Here is a 17,688-nt window from a genome sequence, read left to right as displayed (position 1 = left end):
ATCGAAAAGCGTGATCGAGAACAAATCCATCCTGATTACCGGCGGCACGGGCTCGTTCGGCCGGGCCTTCATCCGCAAGATCCTGAAAGAGCACAATCCGCGCCGCATCGTGGTGTTCTCGCGCGACGAGCTGAAGCAGTTCGACATGAGCCAGCATCCTGACTTTCAGGATCCGCGCATGCGCTTCTTCATCGGCGACGTGCGCGATCGCGAGCGCATGATCCAGGCCATGAACGGCGTGGACATCGTGATCCATGCCGCCGCCCTCAAGCAGGTGGTCGCCGCCGAATACAATCCCATCGAGTGCATCCGCACCAATGTGCATGGGGCCGAGAACGTCATCCATGCGGCGCTGGCCAATGGCGTGAGCCATGTCATGGCCCTGTCCACCGACAAGGCGGCCAATCCGATCAACCTCTATGGCGCGACCAAGCTGGCGTCCGACAAGCTGTTCGTGGCGGCCAACAACATGGCGGGCGGCCATGTCACGCGCTTTGCCGTGACGCGCTATGGCAATGTGGTGGGCTCGCGCGGCTCGGTGGTGCCCTTCTTCCGCGACCTGATCGCGCGCGGCACCGATCACCTGCCCATCACCGATGCGGCAATGACGCGCTTCTGGATCTCGCTGGATCAGGGCGTGGCCTTCACCCTGAAGAACATCGAGCGGATGTATGGCGGCGAGATCTTCGTGCCCAAGCTGCCCTCGGTGCGCGTGACCGACATCGCCACCGCCATGGCACCCGATCTGGAGCAGCGCATCATCGGCATCCGCCCCGGCGAGAAGCTGCACGAGGTCATGTGCCCGGCCGATGACTCGCACCTGACGCTGGAGTTCGACGACTTCTATCTGCTCAAGCCCACCATCCGCTTCACCGACTATGACTACGACTATGCCACCACGCGCCTGGGCGAGCAGGGCAGGCCGGTGACGCCGGGCTTCGAGTACAACTCGGGCACCAATCCGCACTTCCTCGAGGCCGAGGCGCTGAAGGCCTTCAACGCACAGGCCATGGGAGAGCCCGCCTCGTGATCCCCTATGGGCGCCAGCTGATCGAGGACGACGACATCGCTGCGGTGACGGCGGCGCTGACCTCCGATTTTCTGACCCAGGGCCCGCGCATCGCCGCCTTCGAGCGGGAGCTGGCCGACTATGTGGGCGCGCGCCACTGCGTGGCGGTCTCGAGCGCCACGGCGGGGCTGCATATCGCCGTGGCCGCGCTCGGCATCGAGCCGGGCAGCGAGGCCATCACCTCGCCCAATACCTTCGTGGCCACCTCCAATGCGGCGCTCTATTGCGGGCTGGAGCCGGTGTTCGCCGACATCGACCCGCACAGCTATCTGATCACGCCTGAAACCGTCCGCGAGAAGGTCAGTGCCCGCACCCGCCTGATCATGCCCGTGCATTTCGCCGGCCACCCTTGCGACATGGAGGGCCTTGCCGAGCTGGCGCAGGCCCATGGTGCGCGGATCATCGAGGACGCCGCCCATGCCATCGGCTCCAGTTATGAGGGCGGCGGGCGCGTGGGCAATGGCCGCCTTGCCGCTGCGTGCGTGTTCTCGTTCCACCCGGTCAAGACCCTGACCACGGGCGAGGGCGGGGCCGTCACAACCAATGACGACGGGATCTATGAGGCACTGCTGGCCCTGCGCAGCCACGGCATCACCCGCGATGTGGCGCGCTTCGTCGGCGGCGGCGAGCCCGGCCCGTGGCGCTACGAGATGCAGACGCTGGGCTTCAACTATCGCATGACCGACGTGCAGGCGGCGCTGGGCTCCAGCCAGCTTGCCAAGCTGGAGCGGTTCGCCGCGCGCCGCCGCCAGATCATCGCGCGCTATCATCAGGGCCTGTCGGGCATCTCGGGCCTTGGCCTGCCGCCGGTGTGCGAGCACGCCTGCCATCACCTGTTCACGGTGCGGATCGATTTTGCGGCGCTCGGCCTGACGCGCACCGGGGTGATGGAAGCGCTGAAGGCGCGCGGCGTGGGCACCCAGGTGCATTACATCCCCGTGCACACCCAGCCCTATTACACCGCACGCGGTGCCGTGAGCCTGCCGCAGGCGGAGAGCTATTACGACCAGTGCCTGTCCCTGCCGCTCTATCCGGCCATGAGCGATGCGGACGTGGAGCAGGTGATGGACGCCGTGCGCGAGGTGCTGGGCCATGGGCGCCAGCACTGAGCCGGAGCCCGGCTTCGGTGCCCTGGACGGGCGCTGTCTGACCATCTTCACCGAAGGCGATGCGCAAAAGGGGCTCGGCCACCTGTCGCGCTGCTCGGCCTATGCGGAGCGCTTTGCCGATCTGGGCGGGCGGGTGCGCTGGTTCGTCGAGGGTGAGGGGCTGGCGCGGATCGATGCGCGCTTCGAGCCGGTGGCGTGGAAGAAGGTGCCCGCCCCGCCCGATCTCGATCTGGTGCTGGTGGATGCCTATGACATCGGCGACACATTCATGGCCTCGCTGGCGGGCACCCAGGCCCTGTTCATCGAGGACACGGGCCTGCGCCGCTATGACAGCGGACTTGTGGTCCATGCGCCGGGCCGACCGCCCGATCCGCCCGACGGGGCGCAGTGGCTGTGCGGCCTGCACTGGCAGTCGGTAAGGCGTGCCTTCTGGGATGTGCCCCCGCGCAGCCAGACCCGCGATGACATCGGGCGCGTGCTGGTGATGATGGGCGGCAGCGATGTGCGCGGCCTCGGGGCTCGGGCGGTGGAGGCGGTGCGCGCCGCCCTGCCCGATGCGGACATCCATCTGGTGCAGGGTGCAGGCGTGAGCGCCGCCGATACGCTTTCGGGCGTCACGGTGCACAGCCGCCTTGGCCCCGAGGCCATGGCGGCCCTGATGCAGCAGTGCGATCTGGCCGTCAGCGCGGCGGGACAGAGCCTGTTCGAGCTGGCGCGCTGCGGCGTGCCGACCCTGGCCATCGGGGTGGCGGACAATCAGGCCATGCATCTGACCGGCATTGATGATGAGCAACAGCCCGACCGCGCGGTGCCCGGCTGCGTGGCCGTGGGCTGGTGGGACGATCCGCACCTGTGGGACAAGCTGGGCCGGACCATGGGCGCGCTGAAGGACCGGCGCGCGCGCGCGCAGCTTTCGCGGCGTGGGCAGGGGGCAATCGACGGACTGGGCACCCACAGGGTGATCGCACGACTGACTGAAGCTGCGTCCGGCGCCTGTGCCCGGCTGGCCGAGTTGCGCGATGGCGCGCGCCTGCACGCCTGGCGCAACGATCCCGTGACCCGCCAGATGGCCCTGCACGGGGCCGAGGTGTCGTGGCCCGATCACCTCGACTGGCTGGAGCGTCAGATCGCGTCGGCGCGCGTGTGCCTCTATGTGATCGAGATTGATGGCTGGCCCATGGCCATGGTGCGCCTCGATCGCGACGGCGCTTCGGCCGAGGTCAGCATCGCGCTCTCGCCCGAGGCGCGCGGCAGACGCCTGTCGGGCCCTGCGCTTGAGGCGGCGCTGGCCGCTGCCGAGGCCGAGGGTTTTGCCCGCGAGTTCGTGGCGGTGGTGCGCGAGGAGAATGCCGCTTCCCATGCCCTGTTCCGCTCGCTGGGCTTTGCGCGCGGCGAGGCGGCGCACGGCGTGATCCGCTGGACGCGCGCAGCAGCACTTGCGAAGCCCGCCGGGCTGTGACCTGCTGCAACAAACGGAGGATTGCCCATGACCCGACTGCTCATTCTTGCCGCCGTCCCGGCGCTCATGCTCGCCAGCTGCGAGCGCCCCGACACGCCCGCCCCCGCAGAGCCGCCCGCGCAGGCGGTGGAACTGGGCGGGGTGAACCTTGGCGAGCCGGTGCGCGTGCTGGGCACAGAGCCGTTCTGGGCCGTGAACATCACCCCTGATGCGCTCACCTACAGCGATCCCGAGGGCGAAGGCCCCAGCTTCGTCAATGCCGGACCCAGCATCCAGGGCACCACGGCAACGTGGCGGGCGAGCGCAGAGGACGGCACGTCGCTGGAGCTGGTGCTGGTCGATACCGCCTGTTCCGACGGCATGAGCGATCGCACCTATCCGCTGAGCGCGCGCCTGACGCTGGGCGAACGGACGCTCAACGGCTGTGCGGCCAGCGTCGATTTTCTCATGAACACCGACGAGCAGGGCAATCCCGTCCAGCAGTGACGGGGCTGATCGGGAGCCTCTTAACCCGATCACAAGTGCAAAGGGGCTAGGCTGGGCCGATCATCTCGACCCACCGACCGAAAAGAGCGCGCCATGAGTCTGGCGGGACCGGCCCCCGAGAACCTGAGAGCCCTGACCACCATGCGCTTTGGCGCAGCCTTCTGGGTGGTGCTGTTCCACTACTGGCCCGCCCTGTCGCTGGCGGGTCTGCCGGGGCTGGTGGCCAAGGGCTATCTGGGTGTCGAGCTGTTCTTCGTGCTGTCGGGCTTCATCCTGTGCCACGTTTACCTGCGTGCGGCAGGCGAGGGCGGCTTTCGCTATGGCAGCTTTCTCTGGGCGAGGCTGGCGCGGGTCTATCCGCTGCATCTGGCGACCCTGATCGGCGTCGGCGTGCTGGCGGGCGCGGCGACGGTGGCAGGCATCGGCATCGATCCGAACATCCTGTCGTGGTCGTCGCTTCCGGCGAACCTCCTGATGGTCCACGCCTGGGGGTTCGCGCCCCAGGCCAGCTGGAACCATCCCTCGTGGTCGATCTCGGCAGAGTGGTTCGCCTATCTGCTGTTTCCGGTGTTCGCCCTGGCGTTCTGGAAGCTGCGCACCCGCCCGCGCACGGCCCTGATCGCCAGCCTGGGTGCCCTGATGGCGCTTTATGCGGGCTTCGAGGCGCTGGCAGGCTTTCCTCTGACCCAGGCCACCATCCACTGGGGCGCGCTCAGGATCGTGCCGTGCTTTGCACTGGGGTGCGCGACCTATCTGGCGTTCACCAACATGGCCCTGCCGCGCGCCGGCCTGCTGGCCGCCTTGAGCACCCTCGCCATTGTCGCTGCCTCCGCCTTGCAGCTGTGGGACGGGGTGATCGTGGCGCTGTTCGCCCTGCTGATCTGGTCGCTGGCCGCACTGTCCCGGCAGGCAGAACAGGGCGCCCTGACCGTGCGCTGGCTTAACGGGCGCGTCGGCGTCTATCTCGGCGAGATCAGCTACTCGGTCTATATGGTCTGCGTGCCGTGGAAGCTGCTGGCCGTGAATGCGGCCCTGCGCGTGTTCGACCAGGGAGACGGCACCTTGCCGCTGCTGGTGTGGCTGTTGATTCTGGCCTGCATCCCGCTGATCGCGGCCATGACCTATCACCTGATCGAAAAGCCCTCGCGCCGGGCCATGCGTGACTGGGCCATGCGTGACTGGGCCGGGAGTCGGAACGCTCGCAAAGGGGCGATCACGGCCTCTGACAAAGCTGTGAAAAAGGCGAAACTCGCCTGAAAAGGGTTCTTCAACCCCTTCGGCTTATGCTTTATGGCGAACCCTGAGAGTCGGGCGCAGCCCGGGGCAACACAAGAGCACGCCAGATGATGAAACGGCTCACCGCCGCCGCAGTTGCGGCTTCCGTCGGTTTTTTCGCCATTGCCACGCCGATCGCCAGCGCCAACGAGCCCTACTGGCAATGCGTGCCCTTCGCGCGGATGCTGTCGGGAATCCAGATCTTCGGCGATGCGTGGACGTGGTGGACTCAGGCAAGCGAGCGCTTTCGCGTGGGCACGGCCCCCGAAGTGGGCTCGGTTCTGGTGTTCCAGCGCCATGGCCGCATGAACCGTGGCCATGTGGCGGTCGTCTCTGACATTCTGACCGACCGCGTGATCCGCATCACCCACGCCAACTGGGGCGGCAGCCGCGGCCGCATCGAGGAAAACGTCACGGTGGTCGATGTGTCCCAGCGCGGCGACTGGAGCGCGGTCAAGGTCTGGTACAACCCGATCAATGGCCTGGGCACCACCGTCTATCCGACCTATGGCTTCATCCACCGCGAGAACAGCGACGCCCAGCCGCAGATCGCAGGCATGGCCCCGGCAGAGCGCGCGGGCTGATCCGGCTGCGGGCCTGAGTTTCACGAGAGTTCTGCGAGGAAAAGGGGCGGGCGACCGCCCTTTTTTCATGGGCGCAGAGGGGCGCCGCGATCAGGCCCTTACTTGACGGGGGCCTGGAAACCGCATTTTGCTTAAACTGGCAAACACGATCAGGGTCGCGACCATGAACAAAATGCATAAGTATGCGGCCATAATATTTCTCGCCCTCACGTGCTCTGCCGCCGCGTGCGTTAAAAATGAAGAGGTTTTGGGCTCCACGTACTATGTCGTGAATAGTAATGGCGGCAACGCATTTGGAATTCCGACAAACGCTACATATAGATATATTATTAGCGCGTTTGAAGTCGTCGAAGCGGGAGAGGAATTGCTGGAGGGTGATCTCTACAACTTCGCAATTGTCAGGATTGCGGATGGGCTTGATGTCAAGGTTAGCTTCGATGGGGCTCTGTCGAACGGAAGCTCTCGCGTGGCCTACTTTGAAACCCGCTCTGCCATGGTGCGGGATCACTACGGCCTCGGGGTTGGGTCAGACCTTGGCCGTGTCATGGAGGCGTGGCCCGACGGGCACCTTTTCACGGGATATTCAGACGCAGGAAGAGTTGCTCGATATTCTACAGGGACCGAGATAATCTTTTTGTTCGACGTCACCGATATCGATGAAAACTGTTTTCTGGAATACGAACAATATTGTGATGTTTCGAGATCTATTGCTGTGATGGGGATTGCCTTTTACCCCATATTGCGGAGTGACGACTGAGGATAAAAATTTGAACGCGACCCGCGCCCTCTGGTCAAGATCGGAGAGTGGGGGTGGTCGAGTTGGACACTGATGACGTGGCGTTGCGCAGCTTCGTCTCTAAAGGGAACAGTAAACGTGAATAAATTTCCACGAGCGCGCGCAGTGCGCAATAAGATAATATTTTATAAGCTCACTTTATTATTCGGTTTTGTCGCCACTGTAATAAGTGCTGTTTGCGCTTTTACACCGATAGTGTGGATTGCCGGCGGGAGAAGGAGTGAAGATTACCCTGAGTTATTCTTTCTGTTCGTAGCGTTGCCGGTGTCATTAACGGTGTTCGTGATAGGTTTGTTGCTAGTTATTCGCTCTAACAGGAAGGGCTAGCGAGCTGGTGATTTTTCTCTATTGTAATAATATTGTGGTTACGCATTGAATATCGTTTGTCATTTTCAACTCAGCACCCTCCAATGCCACCTGTTGCGCAGTAACGCGGCGGCGAGGCAGTAGGGCTATTGTATGGACAATCGCCCGGCCACGCTCTCGCTCGGGTTTCGGCAGGCTCGCCGGGGGCGGCGGTCGCGACCGATCAGGCCCCCGCGATCAGGCCCTCCGAATATCAGCCCCCGCGATCAGGGCCCCGTGACTTAGGCCAGCGGCAGTTCGACGGTGAAGGTCGCGCCCTCGCCCTCGCGGCTGGTGACGGTGATCTGGCCGCCCTGAAGCTCGGTCAGGCGCTTGGCGAGCGCCAGGCCCACACCGTGGCCCTCGATGCTGCTCTTTTCCATGCCGAGGCGGTTGAAGGGCTCGAACAGAAGCTCCTGCTTCTCCGCGCTGATGCCCGGCCCGTGGTCGCGCACGAACAGAGCCACGCGCGTCTCGTCGTCGCTGACGATGGCACCCAGAGTGATCGGGCCGTGGCTGCCTGCATATTTGACCGCATTGGTGAGCAGGTTCGAGAGCACCTGATGCAGGCGCACCGAGTCGGCGCTGACGCGCACCGGTTCGGGCGGCAGGGCCAGCACGATCTCGGGGCACGCCTCGCCCGCGCTCATGCGGGCGGCGCGGCGCAAATCCTCGAACAGGGCGCCGACGTCCACGGGCGTGATCGACACGCGCACCGAGCCGGACTCGGCGCGCGCCACATCGAGCAGGTCATGAGCGAGGGTCTCGACCTGGCGGGCGGTGCGCACCAGCATGTCGGACATTTCGGCCTGGGTCTGGCTGACCGGCCCGAGCTTGCCGCCCGACCACAGCTCGCCGATGCCGATGATGCCGCCGATGGGGCTCTTGATCTCGTGGGCGACGTTGGCCAGCAGGCGCGACTTGGCGGCACTGGCGCGCTCGGCGCGGCGCTGGCTCGCTTGAGCCTGACGGGCGAAGGCGTCGCGCTCTTCCAGCAGGGCCGCGACCACCAGGGCCGGAAGGCAGCCCATCAGCACGAACAGCTGCGCCAGAATGACCTGATCTGGCCGCCCGAGGCTGGTTGCCAGAGCCATAGGCCCGTGACCGGCAAGGGTGCCGCCGACGGCGACAAGCGTGACGATGAGAATGGCGAGGCTGGCCCCGGCCACGCGCATGCGCGCTGCCGCCAGAATGAGCAGCGGAGTCAGCAGGAAAGCCATCGGGGCAGTATCCTGGGTGAAGACCCACAAGGCGGTCGCTGTGATCCCGCCCAGCAGCACAACGCCCTCGAGAAGGCGCAGGGGGTGGCGCAGCAGGCGCATATCGAGGCTGCGAACCGCCAGTCCAACAGGCGCGATGGCGGCGATGCCGAGCGCGTGTCCGAACCACCAGGTCTGAACCGCGCTGAGGAAATCGGTGTTGCCTATGGCGGCAAGACAGGCGGCGGCAAACACGGCGGCAGGCAGGGGCGCGACCACGGCCGCAGCGGCCAGAAAGCGTGACAGCCCCTCGACCGTGCGCAGGTCCGGCCCCGGCGCAAAGCGGCGCACCAGCATCACCGCACCGATGACCTCGATCATGTTGGCGGTGGTGAACATGGCCGCCAGCATGGGCGGATTGCCCGCCAGAAGGTTCCCTGCGGCGAAGCCGACCGACAGCAGGCCCGCAAAGGCCAGATCATAGATGCGGTCAGAGCCTGAGCGCAGCCAGATGGTGATGGCGACGGCACCTGCGGCCCACAGGGCTGCCACATAGCCGGCCGAGCGGGCCTGGGTAATGGCGACAAGCGCGAGCACCGTGACCAGCAGAGCTGCGGCCAGCGGCGCCTCGGGCCGCGAAAACAGGCGTGAGCGCGCGCGCGCGCGCGCAACCAGCGGCCTGGCCCCGACGGGCGCGGTGGGAAGGGACGTATGGGTTACGCGAAGGCTCTGCACGGCGGGCCCCGATCAGGCAGGGAACATCAATGTCCCTGAATGGCACGCGCTTCCTAATATCCCTTGAACGTGGCGGGCTCGGCACCGAGCGCCCCGCGCGAGGCCTTATGAGGCGCTGCGCGCCGCGCTGCCCTCGGCGATGGCGGCATTGATGGCCGCGATGGCGGCGCGGGGGCCGTGGGCGTGATTCCAGACCCCGCCGCTGACCGCCACGAAGTCGGCGCCTGCGCGCGCCAGTGCGCCTGCGTTGTCGTGGGTGATGCCGCCGATGGCCACGCAGGGCACTTCCATGGTGCTCTGCCAGATGTCGAGAATCTCGGGCTCGGCGCGATGGCTGGCCTGTTTGGTGCCGCTGTCGAAGAAGGCCCCGAAGGCCACGTAGTCGGCTCCGCTCTCGGCCGCTTCCATGGCCAGATGGCGGCTGTCGTGACAGGTGACGCCGATCATGGCGCGATCGCCCAGCAGACGCCGCGCCGCCTGCACCGAGCCATCGCCCTGGCCGAGGTGAACACCGTCGCACCCCGCAGCCTGCGCCAGATCGGCCCGGTCGTTCATCAGCACGGCAATGCCGCGGGCATGGGCGACGGGCATGAGCGCGCGGCTTACCGCCAGAACATGATCGTCAGGGGCGGGGCCCGCCGCGCTCTTGAGCCGGATCTGCAGCGCGGCCACGTCGCCGCCGTCCAGGGCCTCATCCAGCAGGGCGGCAAAGCGCGCGCCATCCTCAACGACAGGCGGGGTGATCAGATAGAGCCGACATTCAAAGCGCATGAGGCGGGCTTGCGCGAAATCGGCGGCTTTCGCAAGCGCAGGCGCGACGCTCACGCACGCTCCGGTTCCTGCGAACGCGACTGAGAACCGCTTGCAACTTGGCCCGATCGAGCGTAATGAGAGGCGTTCTCATCTCCTGTCGGGTTCCGGTTCGGGTTTTCGCGCGTGTACATCTGCAACTGCAACGGCATTCGTGAGCGCGAGGTGCGCATCGCCATCGAGCAGGGCGCCACGCGTCCAAGAGAAATATTCGCAAAAAGCCAATGCGCTCCGCAGTGTGCTAAGTGTGTCTGCGACATGCGGCGCATGATTCAGGACAGCCAGGAGGCCCTGCGTTTCGCCGCCCAATAGCCTTGTGCACAGGAGTGAGCGGACATGAAGGGCGACCCCGAAATCATCAAGCGGCTGAACGCGGTGCTCACCAACGAGCTGACCGCCGTGAACCAGTATTTCCTTCACGCACGCATGTTCGAGAGCTGGGGTTTCTCGCACCTGGGCAACATCGTCTATGAGGAATCCATCGGCGAGATGAAGCACGCCGACATGCTGATCAAGCGCGTGCTGTTCCTCGACGGCCTGCCCAACCTTCAGGACCTGCACAAGCTCAAGATCGGCGAGAGCGTGCCCGAGTGCCTGCGCGTCGACCTCGATCTGGAACTGGGCAGCCGCCAGACGGTCATCGAGACCATCCGCTTGTGCGAGCAGAAGGGCGACTTCGTCAGCCGCGAAATCCTCCAGCACATCCTGTCGGACACCGAGACCCACATCGACTTCCTCGAAAACCAGCTCGGCCTGATCGAAGCCATGGGCGAGAAGAACTATCTGCAAAGCGCCATGCAGCAGATCCAGACCGACGAGGCGGCCAAGGGCGGCTGATCGCGCCGGGAACCGGCCCGGCCACCATCGGTTTGCCTTTTCAGGTGAATCGACAAGGAGGCCCCGCCATGAACGACCTGCCCGCCCGAATCGAGAGCAAGGCACAGAGCTTTCTCAACAGCGAGGGGCGCAGTGCGCGTCACGTTGCCATGGGGCTGGCCCTGGCCACGGCGGTGTCGGTCGGGATCACGGCGCTGAGCCAGCGGCTGGCGAAGTCGCCTTCGCGCGAAGACCGGCACAGCCCGGTCGAGGCGCCGCGCAACCCGCTCAGCCTCATGGCTCCGGCGATCTTTTCGGCCTCGACGTTGGCCGCGCTCAGGGTCTGGAACGGCCCGACGCGCCCGGCCAAGCACCGCGCGCTGGGCCTGTGGATGGGGCTGCAGCTGGCCAATGCCCTGACCGTGGCGCGCAGGCCCTCGCGCCTCGTGACCCAGGTGGGTGCGGCGGCGGCAACGGCGGGGCTGGCGGCAGCCTTCGCCCATCAGGCGCGCAGGCTGGACCGGCGCACGGGCGCCATGGCCAGCACCGAGGGCGGCAAGGTGAGCCTGGTCAACCGCATCGGCCACCGGCTCGGCATCAACCGCGAGCGCCCCACACTGCACTGATACTCCCCCGAACGGGGGTGTGGCGCAAAGGGCAGGCGGCTGGGCAAATGTTTGTTCGTGAGTGCGCGGGTGCGACATTTGCCTTGCGTAAAGAAAGCTCCGCGCCCAAGGCTTGCCTCGACAGGGCGGTCCAGTGCCTTCGAGGGAGTTTCCAATGTCCAAGTTTCACCGTGGCCTGAAGGCCGCCGCCGTCTCGCTCAGCCTGGTGCTCGGGCTCGGCGTCACCAGCGTCTCGGCGCAGGATGAGCAGATGTCGCCCTATGTGCGCCATGTCCTGACCCAGTTCGCCGCCATCGCCGACGCGCTGGAGCCGCAGGGCTATACCGACTATTCGCCCATCGCCTTTGATGCCCTGAACAACGCTCAGAGCACCACGGTCAGCTATACGACCAGCGACAGCGATACCGTCTACATCATCGGCGCGTGCGACAGCGACTGCACCGACATGGACCTGCGCGCCACCAGCGGCGGCCGGGTGATCGCCGAAGACGTGCTGGCCGACAACATCCCGGTGCTGGAAATCCCCGCCGGTGCCGCCCGCCCGCTGGAGATCGAGATCATGATGCCGGGCTGTTCGGCCGATCCGTGCGTCTATGGCGTGGTGGTGTTCCGCCGCGGCCAGTAAGCGCCAGCCTTTGACCCAAGTTCATTTGGCTATACCGTTGCGTGGCCGAAACGGAGCGGGGGTCAACAGCCATGGTGAAGGTCGGATTTCCATTCCGTCCTGCACGTTACACACGCCTGCCGAAAACGCCTCTGGCGTGGTTCGCCACGTGCCTTCTTGGGCTTTTGGTCGCTGTTCTGTTTCTTGGTGCCCTGTTGTCTCTCTTTGGCGGTGCCTCCTACCTGTGGCATCTTGCGTCAGAAGCGAGGGTTTTCGATACCTGGAGCGTCCTGCACATCGTCTTGACCGTCTTGGCGCTGATCGCCGTGGTGGGATCGGGCTTGGCGGCATGGCGGCTTCGGCTGGTGACAGCCTTCCTTTTTGCGGCACTGCCCGTGCCCGTCACGCTCGTCATCGCAGGCAGTGGCTGTCACACGCACGGTACATGCCAGGCCATGGGTTGGGCGGCCCTGCCTCCGAGCGCATTCGAATGGCAGGTCCGCATCAGGCCTGTCACAGATCGCAACGAGGCAGAGCGGATCGCGTGGGACGCGCTTTCACAGGCGAGCCTGGAGGACAGACCATTCCAGGCGAAGCGGTTTAATGACCACTGGATCGTGTCGACGATCAATGACAGCGGCTGGCCCGGTGCGCACGCCGTGAGGGTCGACACCCGAACGGCGCGGACAGCCCTGGTGCCCTGCCCAGAGGACAAGATCCAATGCGGGATGGAAAGACCAACAGTTTCGGACGGGCGGCGCGTATATCAAGATGTCCACCTTGGCCTGAGTGCCGTTTTTCCCGCGTCCAGTGCGGTCTGCACGGCCAGAGGTGATGAGGGCGAGCCGCTCGGCTTCTATGCCATGGTGCGCGCGCCTGAGATCCCGTGCGAGACGGTTGATGAGTCACCTCAGATGGGCGTCGAAGTCGCACGATCGCGTCCGACTGTATGCGCGGAGCTCCACGCATCATCCGCGCTGTGGCGTCCCCTGTCTCCCGAAACGTCGAGGCTGTTCAGCGGCCAAAGGCCGACGCTGGGAGGCCTTCCATCAGTGGCGTGCGAACTGCGCAATGGGGATGATGTCGCGATCAGTGTCCATTCTTCCACGGCATCGGGCCACAATCCCGGCACAACGTACCAAGCATACGTCATGACCACGCCTTTGCGCCTTGCCGAAGACATTCGGGCTTTCGAGCTGTTTCTCAAGAACGTGCGCGTCGGGACCGCAGCCCGGGAGCAGACCGACTGAATGTCCGCAAGGGGTGGAAAGCGGACGTTAGCTCTGACATCCTTGTTGCGCGGACAGATGACGAGGCATCAACCTATGGCACGCAGACGTGTGGTCGAAGGAGCAGTCTTCGAAGTCCCGATCAGCGGGGACCGCTTCACATACGCGCAGGCCCTGAGCGAACCTCTGGTGGGCTTCTATGAGGGCTGCTTTTTCGAGGCTCAGCCTGTGGAGAGCATCGCGGGCCTTCCCTTCAAGCTCCGCCTATGGGTCCACCGTGACGCCTTCAAGCGTTGGCGGAAGATCGGCAATGCGCCCGTCGCCGCCGAGGTAAATGACCAGTGGTTCTATATCCAAGATGCACTGACGAAATCAGTCGAACTCTATCAACACGGGACTGGCCACAGACGTCCAGTTGACGCCCCCCTTAGCGACTTCGAGGCCGCAGCAATCTGGGACCCGGAACAGATCGAGGAACGACTCGCAGATGAGGCGAGCGGCCACCGCAACCGGAATGCGGCTGCCATGCTGGATCGGGCTCAAAGCGGACTCGCCCAACGTCGATAACGGATCGCGAGCGGTCGGTCGGCAGGCGCCGGCAAGCGGACTTAGGGGACTGCTCCGGAGCAGACGTCAGAAGCGTCAGCTAGGGGTGGAAAGCGGACATCGAAGCGTTAAGCTTCGAAACAGGCTATTTGGAGCGCGTCCATGAAGCTCGTCGCCTCGCTTATGCTTCTGCTTGTCCTGGGCGGTTGGGCATCGGCTGCGCCGCAATCTACCGATGATCAACCGCCGCCGGTGGTCGGCGTGGCGAACCTCCTGGAGAGCGCTCATCACTACGCTGGCCGCTCCGTCACGGTGCACGGCTTCGTCGTCTGGGAGTACGAAGGCAACGCCATCTATGCGAGCGAAGACGACTACCGCAGTCAGCGCTATGAACGTGGCGTATGGGTAGACCGACCTCCACTGACGGAAAGCGAAGTGGGCGCCTCCAGTGGCAAGTTGGGCTATGTCACCGGCAGGTTCGACCCTCACGGTCGGGGTCATCTGGGCTTGTGGGGTGGCGCGATCACTGAAGTCACAGCCTTCGCGGTTGACCCTTACGATCTCGACGCACCTCGCCCCGGGGGAACTCACCCGCATTTCATGTTCCTCGTAGCGCTCTTGTGCCTCGCGACCTTGATGCTCGCCCTCCTTGCGCAAGGCGTGCTCAATAGGCGGGTGATGCGCCTCTAGCCTCAGGGTTCGCTCGGCCGGACTTCCGCTAAGGGTCGGGAGCGATCGTTCGCCTGAGGGCGGAAAGCGGACGCGGGGAGCAGGGCTTGCACCTGCGACTCCGGTTGTGACCGGTGTGTTCGATTACACCATCCCCAGCCCAATCTCGGGGAGTGGAGCAATGGGGTCAATGTCTGCAATGGGTCGTTAGCCGAAACAGACATCGCGCAGGAAGCGGGCGTTCGCGAAGGGACGGGGGGCGTTGCCTACTTCAGCGCCTTTATCAGGGCCATGGCGGCGGCCGGATTGCGCACCTTGGCCCCGCTGATGAAATAGGCGAACACATCACCGCGCCCGGCCCAGCCGCGCAGGCGTGCGGCGATGGCCCTGATCTCTGCCTCGCTCAGGCCCGCAGGCTCGTCCTCGCGGCTCGCCATCAGGCGTGCATAGGTGAAGTCGGCGGTCGCCTGATCGATGCGCGGCCACTGCGGGGCCTCGTCGTCCTCGCAATAGACGATGGCACAGCCGTATTTCGCCGCCAGATCGTAGAACGGCTGCACATCAAAGGTGGGGCTGCGAACCTCCAGGGCGTGCCTCAGGCGAACGCCGTCCTTCTCGGGCGGCAGCAGCTTCAGAAAGCCCTCGAAGTCCTCGGGATCGAACTTCTTGGTGGCCATGAACTGCCAGTTGATCGGGCCGAGCCTGTCACCCAGCGCTGTCAGGCCCTGCGACAGGAACCGCTCCACGCTCTCGCCGCCATCGGACAGCACCTTGCGATTGGTGCAGTAGCGGCTGGCCTTGACCGAAAAGACGAAGCCGTCGGGCGTCTCGTCGCGCCACTTCTTCCAGGAGTCCGGCTTGAAGGTGGAATAGTAGGTGCCGTTGATCTCGATGGAGGTGAGCTGGCGCGAGGCATATTCCAGCTCGCGCTTCTGCGTCAGGCCTTCGGGATAGAAGACGCCGCGCCACGGCTCATAGGTCCAGCCGCCGATGCCGACTTTCACCTCGCCTGCCATTTCAGCCTCCTGAAGCTGTTCCGGTGCCGCCTCAGGCATCCAGAACCGGACTCACCGAAAATCGGCTGCGGGCGAATGGCGGGCGCGCTCGACAAGGTTCTGGACAAGGTCGAAAACCCTCCTCGCATCGGGGATCGCGATAAACTGTGGTGTCGGGTCCAGAGTCGGCATCCAGACCGAAAAGCCGGACTGCTGAAAATCGAACAGGCCTTGTGGTCGGCCAAATCTGACGGTTCCGCGTCCATCGGAGCGTTCGCTGATGTCCGCTTCGGGGAGCCGGTCCAGAGCGACGGCCTTGAAACTGGAAAACGGACCGGCGCGCGAGATGAGAATGCGCCTGTCGGTCAGCGCATATTCGGTGCTGCCCCTCAAGGCCGCGTCGAGAATGAAACGGCCTACACAGAAGAATAGCCCGAGAGCGACAAACGCCATCCCGAAGAGGATGAACGTGCCACCTCCGTGGTCCAGCACGCCGAGGACCCAATAGATCGCGAACCCGCACCAGAGCACGCTGAATGGAATGAGGAATGCATCTCTTGGCGTAAACACCAGCCCGGTCGCCGGACGGCCCGACCATATGACGCGTTCTCCGGGCAGAAGCCTGCCTGTGATTGATCTGCCTCGACTCACGGCACCCTCACTTGCTGTTCAGGACAACCTTAGGGGCCTCACGTTACGTCAGCAACGGGCAAGCAGAGCAAGCTGGCCAAGGCGCAGATCAGGACGAGGGCTCCAGCCGCGAGGCACCCTCGCTTTGCGCGCCGTTTTCGGCGGCGCGCGGCAGGACGACCTCGACACGCCGGTTGCGCTGGCGCCCCGCCTCGTTGTCCGAGCCATCGGGGCGGGTGTTGTCGGCCACGGGGCGCGAGGCGCCGAAGCCTGAGGTGCGAAGCCGGGCGGCCGGCACGCCGCGCTCCACCAGATAGTCGCGCACTGCCTCGGCACGGCGCTCGGACAGGCGCTGGTTGTAGGCGTCCTCACCGACAGAGTCCGTGTGGCCCTCGATGGCGATGGTGCCAGAGCCGCCCTCCGCCTCGATCAGGCGCACGAGGGTGTCCAGCGCGCTGCGGCCTTCGGGGCGCAGGCTGGCCTGATCGAAGTCGAAGGTGACATCGGACGGCAGCGAGACGACCGAGCCGCGCTCGGTCTGCACCGCGCCCAGCTCTGTGCGCAGGGCCTCCACCACCTGAAGGCTGCTGACCGATCCCCCGCCCGCGCTCAGGCTGGAGCCGCCCCCTGTTGCAGGGCCAAGTGTGGAGGCCGGGTTGGCACGCATCCCCGACAGGGCGCTGCTGGCTGGCAGATTGCGCGCCGCGCCGCCTCCGTCCAGGGTGAGGCCGGTCTCGAAACGCGGCGAGCTGGTGTGCGGACTTGCGGCATCGGACTGCTGGTTCAGCACAAAGGTGAGCTGGCGCTCATCGCGGGGCAGCTCGCCGGTGAACACCAGACGCGCCTCTATGCTCTGGCCCCCCGGTATGGACAGGCGCGGGTTGGTCTCGGGCGGGACAAGGGCGAGCCGCTCGCCCGCGCTGGTCAGAAGAAAGCTGTTGTTCGAGCCCGTGTTCAGCGTGATGTCGCGCTCGCGCCCGTTCATGATCAGGGCATCGACGACAACGCTGTCGCTGCCCCTCTGCACGCGCGTGATCTGCATGACGACGCCGTTGGGATGGGCGATCTGGATGGCGGCGTCAGTGCCGGCACCTGCGCCGCCCTCACCGCCCTGACCGCAGGCGGCCAGAGCCAGCACAGACGCGCCCATCAGGGCGGTGGCGAGGGTGCGTGCGCTCATTGCGCTGCGCCCAGTTCCTGAAGCGGCAGATTGATGCGGAAGCCCGGATCGGTGGCTAAGCGGTTGTCGGTGCTGGCGTTCTCGTTCAGCACCAGAACCGCGCTCTGGCCCGGCGGCAGGCGGCCAAGGAACACCAGCTCGCCTTCCAGTGTCTGCCCCGCCTGAATGCTGATGCGCGGATTGCCGGGCGGGGGCGACAGATAGATGCGCTCGCCGCTGTCCACCACCAGATAGCCGTGGCGGTTGTTGTTGAAGCGATTGAGGTTCACCTCGCGCTCGCGCCCGTTGATGACGCGAACGCCCACGACGGTCTCGGTGGCGCGCGACTGAAGCGAGGTCAGCTGCAGGACGACCCCGTTGCTGTGGGCCACCTGAATGTCGAGGGGGGCGGGCTCGCCGCCGTTCCACAGGTTCGAGCTGGCGGCGGGAGCCGCGGCGGGGGGGGGGGGGGGGGGGGGGGGGGGGGGGGGGGGGGGGGGGGGGGGGGGGGGGGGGGGGGGGGGGGGGGGGGGGGGGAGGGGGGGAG

Annotated in this window: 20 protein-coding genes and 1 tRNA gene; 14 read left to right on the top strand and 7 right to left on the bottom strand. The window is 65.5% G+C overall.

The genetic code is table 11. The features are described 5' to 3' along the window. The first annotated feature begins 10 nt into the window (after positions 1–10). The 7 genes from pseB (at position 11) to ACK4E3_RS05785 (ending at position 6,739) form a co-directional block, all read left to right on the top strand. Complete coding sequence (pseB, locus tag ACK4E3_RS05815) at positions 11–1,030, top strand: UDP-N-acetylglucosamine 4,6-dehydratase (inverting) (protein WP_409697661.1); 1,020 nt, start codon at positions 11–13, stop codon at positions 1,028–1,030. Then, the gene (gene pseC / locus ACK4E3_RS05810; RefSeq protein ID WP_409697659.1) at positions 1,027–2,178 is read left to right on the top strand and encodes a UDP-4-amino-4,6-dideoxy-N-acetyl-beta-L-altrosamine transaminase; all 1,152 of its coding nucleotides are present in this window, start codon (positions 1,027–1,029) and stop codon (positions 2,176–2,178) included. Before pseB ends, pseC begins: the two co-directional genes overlap by 4 nt. After that, the gene (locus ACK4E3_RS05805) at positions 2,162–3,637 is read left to right on the top strand and encodes a GNAT family N-acetyltransferase (protein WP_409697656.1); all 1,476 of its coding nucleotides are present in this window, start codon (positions 2,162–2,164) and stop codon (positions 3,635–3,637) included. The genes pseC and ACK4E3_RS05805 overlap by 17 nt, the downstream gene beginning before the upstream one ends. 27 nt (positions 3,638–3,664) lie before the next feature. After that, positions 3,665–4,123 carry a COG3650 family protein gene (locus ACK4E3_RS05800; RefSeq protein WP_409697653.1) on the top strand — a complete coding sequence of 153 codons (459 nt, stop codon included), beginning with the start codon at positions 3,665–3,667 and terminating at the stop codon, positions 4,121–4,123. Positions 4,124–4,216: 93 nt separating this feature from the next. Beyond that, positions 4,217–5,380 (top strand): acyltransferase family protein, encoded by a 1,164-nt coding sequence (locus ACK4E3_RS05795; RefSeq protein ID WP_409697650.1) that lies wholly within the window; start codon positions 4,217–4,219, stop codon positions 5,378–5,380. An 86-nt stretch (positions 5,381–5,466) separates the two neighbouring features. Next, complete coding sequence (locus ACK4E3_RS05790; RefSeq protein ID WP_409697647.1) at positions 5,467–5,982, top strand: CHAP domain-containing protein; 516 nt, start codon at positions 5,467–5,469, stop codon at positions 5,980–5,982. Positions 5,983–6,145: 163 nt separating this feature from the next. Further along, positions 6,146–6,739: a hypothetical protein gene (locus ACK4E3_RS05785; protein WP_409697645.1), complete on the top strand. Its 594-nt coding sequence runs from the start codon at positions 6,146–6,148 to the stop codon at positions 6,737–6,739. Positions 6,740–7,365: 626 nt separating this feature from the next. Here the strand turns inward: ACK4E3_RS05785 and ACK4E3_RS05780 are convergent. Together ACK4E3_RS05780 and thiE are read right to left on the bottom strand one after the other, a co-directional pair. After that, entirely contained in the window at positions 7,366–9,057 is a 1,692-nt protein-coding gene (locus tag ACK4E3_RS05780) for an ATP-binding protein (protein ID WP_409697642.1), read from the bottom strand. 105 nt (positions 9,058–9,162) lie between these two features. Beyond that, the gene (gene thiE, locus ACK4E3_RS05775; protein ID WP_409701113.1) at positions 9,163–9,828 is read right to left on the bottom strand and encodes a thiamine phosphate synthase; all 666 of its coding nucleotides are present in this window, start codon (positions 9,826–9,828) and stop codon (positions 9,163–9,165) included. 165 nt (positions 9,829–9,993) lie between these two features. Here thiE and ACK4E3_RS05770 point away from each other — a divergent pair, with 165 nt between their 5' ends. The 7 genes from ACK4E3_RS05770 (at position 9,994) to ACK4E3_RS05740 (ending at position 14,378) form a co-directional block, all read left to right on the top strand. Further along, entirely contained in the window at positions 9,994–10,179 is a 186-nt protein-coding gene (locus ACK4E3_RS05770) for a bacterioferritin-associated ferredoxin (protein WP_409697639.1), read from the top strand. A 24-nt stretch (positions 10,180–10,203) separates the two neighbouring features. Then, complete coding sequence (gene bfr, locus ACK4E3_RS05765; RefSeq protein WP_409697636.1) at positions 10,204–10,704, top strand: bacterioferritin; 501 nt, start codon at positions 10,204–10,206, stop codon at positions 10,702–10,704. Positions 10,705–10,772: 68 nt separating this feature from the next. Beyond that, positions 10,773–11,309, top strand: a complete 537-nt coding sequence (locus ACK4E3_RS05760) for a TspO protein (RefSeq protein WP_409697633.1) — start codon at positions 10,773–10,775, stop codon at positions 11,307–11,309. Positions 11,310–11,463: 154 nt separating this feature from the next. Next, positions 11,464–11,934, top strand: a complete 471-nt coding sequence (locus ACK4E3_RS05755) for a hypothetical protein (protein ID WP_409697630.1) — start codon at positions 11,464–11,466, stop codon at positions 11,932–11,934. A 71-nt stretch (positions 11,935–12,005) separates the two neighbouring features. Next, complete coding sequence (locus tag ACK4E3_RS05750; protein WP_409697627.1) at positions 12,006–13,163, top strand: hypothetical protein; 1,158 nt, start codon at positions 12,006–12,008, stop codon at positions 13,161–13,163. 75 nt (positions 13,164–13,238) lie between these two features. After that, on the top strand, positions 13,239–13,709 hold the full coding sequence (locus ACK4E3_RS05745) for a hypothetical protein (RefSeq protein ID WP_409697624.1): 471 nt from the start codon (positions 13,239–13,241) through the stop codon (positions 13,707–13,709). Between the two features lie 141 nt (positions 13,710–13,850). Then, positions 13,851–14,378, top strand: coding sequence for a hypothetical protein (locus ACK4E3_RS05740; RefSeq protein ID WP_409697621.1), 528 nt, complete (start codon positions 13,851–13,853; stop codon positions 14,376–14,378). Positions 14,379–14,449: 71 nt separating this feature from the next. Here ACK4E3_RS05740 and ACK4E3_RS05735 read toward each other — a convergent pair. The 5 genes from ACK4E3_RS05735 to ACK4E3_RS05715 form a co-directional block, all read right to left on the bottom strand. Further along, positions 14,450–14,517, bottom strand: a tRNA-OTHER gene (locus ACK4E3_RS05735). Positions 14,518–14,623: 106 nt separating this feature from the next. Further along, positions 14,624–15,412, bottom strand: coding sequence for a DUF72 domain-containing protein (locus tag ACK4E3_RS05730; RefSeq protein ID WP_409697618.1), 789 nt, complete (start codon positions 15,410–15,412; stop codon positions 14,624–14,626). Positions 15,413–15,424: 12 nt separating this feature from the next. After that, complete coding sequence (locus ACK4E3_RS05725) at positions 15,425–15,922, bottom strand: hypothetical protein (RefSeq protein ID WP_409697615.1); 498 nt, start codon at positions 15,920–15,922, stop codon at positions 15,425–15,427. Between the two features lie 169 nt (positions 15,923–16,091). Then, on the bottom strand, positions 16,092–17,162 hold the full coding sequence (locus ACK4E3_RS05720) for an OmpA family protein (RefSeq protein ID WP_409697612.1): 1,071 nt from the start codon (positions 17,160–17,162) through the stop codon (positions 16,092–16,094). Continuing rightward, a complete protein-coding gene (locus ACK4E3_RS05715) occupies positions 17,159–17,533 on the bottom strand; it encodes a hypothetical protein (RefSeq protein WP_409697609.1) in 375 nt (124 codons plus the stop codon). Before ACK4E3_RS05715 ends, ACK4E3_RS05720 begins: the two co-directional genes overlap by 4 nt. Positions 17,534–17,688: the final 155 nt, after the last annotated feature.

Source organism: Brevundimonas sp. (genome assembly GCF_046299595.1).
GTDB lineage: Bacteria > Pseudomonadota > Alphaproteobacteria > Caulobacterales > Caulobacteraceae > Brevundimonas.
Note: the sequence above shows the minus strand (reverse complement) of the source record. Positions and strands in the feature narration are given on the sequence as shown.

Coding starts and splice junctions, on each gene's coding strand:
- ACK4E3_RS05730 (WP_409697618.1), bottom strand. CDS start 15,412: ATGCCTGAGGCGGCACCGGAACAGCTTCAGGAGGCTGAAATGGCAGGC.
- ACK4E3_RS05760 (WP_409697633.1), top strand. CDS start 10,773: ATGAACGACCTGCCCGCCCGAATCGAGAGCAAGGCACAGAGCTTTCTC.
- ACK4E3_RS05720 (WP_409697612.1), bottom strand. CDS start 17,162: ATGAGCGCACGCACCCTCGCCACCGCCCTGATGGGCGCGTCTGTGCTG.
- ACK4E3_RS05745 (WP_409697624.1), top strand. CDS start 13,239: ATGGCACGCAGACGTGTGGTCGAAGGAGCAGTCTTCGAAGTCCCGATC.
- ACK4E3_RS05785 (WP_409697645.1), top strand. CDS start 6,146: ATGAACAAAATGCATAAGTATGCGGCCATAATATTTCTCGCCCTCACG.
- ACK4E3_RS05755 (WP_409697630.1), top strand. CDS start 11,464: ATGTCCAAGTTTCACCGTGGCCTGAAGGCCGCCGCCGTCTCGCTCAGC.
- ACK4E3_RS05805 (WP_409697656.1), top strand. CDS start 2,162: ATGGGCGCCAGCACTGAGCCGGAGCCCGGCTTCGGTGCCCTGGACGGG.
- ACK4E3_RS05740 (WP_409697621.1), top strand. CDS start 13,851: ATGAAGCTCGTCGCCTCGCTTATGCTTCTGCTTGTCCTGGGCGGTTGG.
- bfr (WP_409697636.1), top strand. CDS start 10,204: ATGAAGGGCGACCCCGAAATCATCAAGCGGCTGAACGCGGTGCTCACC.
- ACK4E3_RS05790 (WP_409697647.1), top strand. CDS start 5,467: ATGATGAAACGGCTCACCGCCGCCGCAGTTGCGGCTTCCGTCGGTTTT.
- ACK4E3_RS05800 (WP_409697653.1), top strand. CDS start 3,665: ATGACCCGACTGCTCATTCTTGCCGCCGTCCCGGCGCTCATGCTCGCC.
- thiE (WP_409701113.1), bottom strand. CDS start 9,828: ATGCGCTTTGAATGTCGGCTCTATCTGATCACCCCGCCTGTCGTTGAG.
- ACK4E3_RS05795 (WP_409697650.1), top strand. CDS start 4,217: ATGAGTCTGGCGGGACCGGCCCCCGAGAACCTGAGAGCCCTGACCACC.
- ACK4E3_RS05750 (WP_409697627.1), top strand. CDS start 12,006: ATGGTGAAGGTCGGATTTCCATTCCGTCCTGCACGTTACACACGCCTG.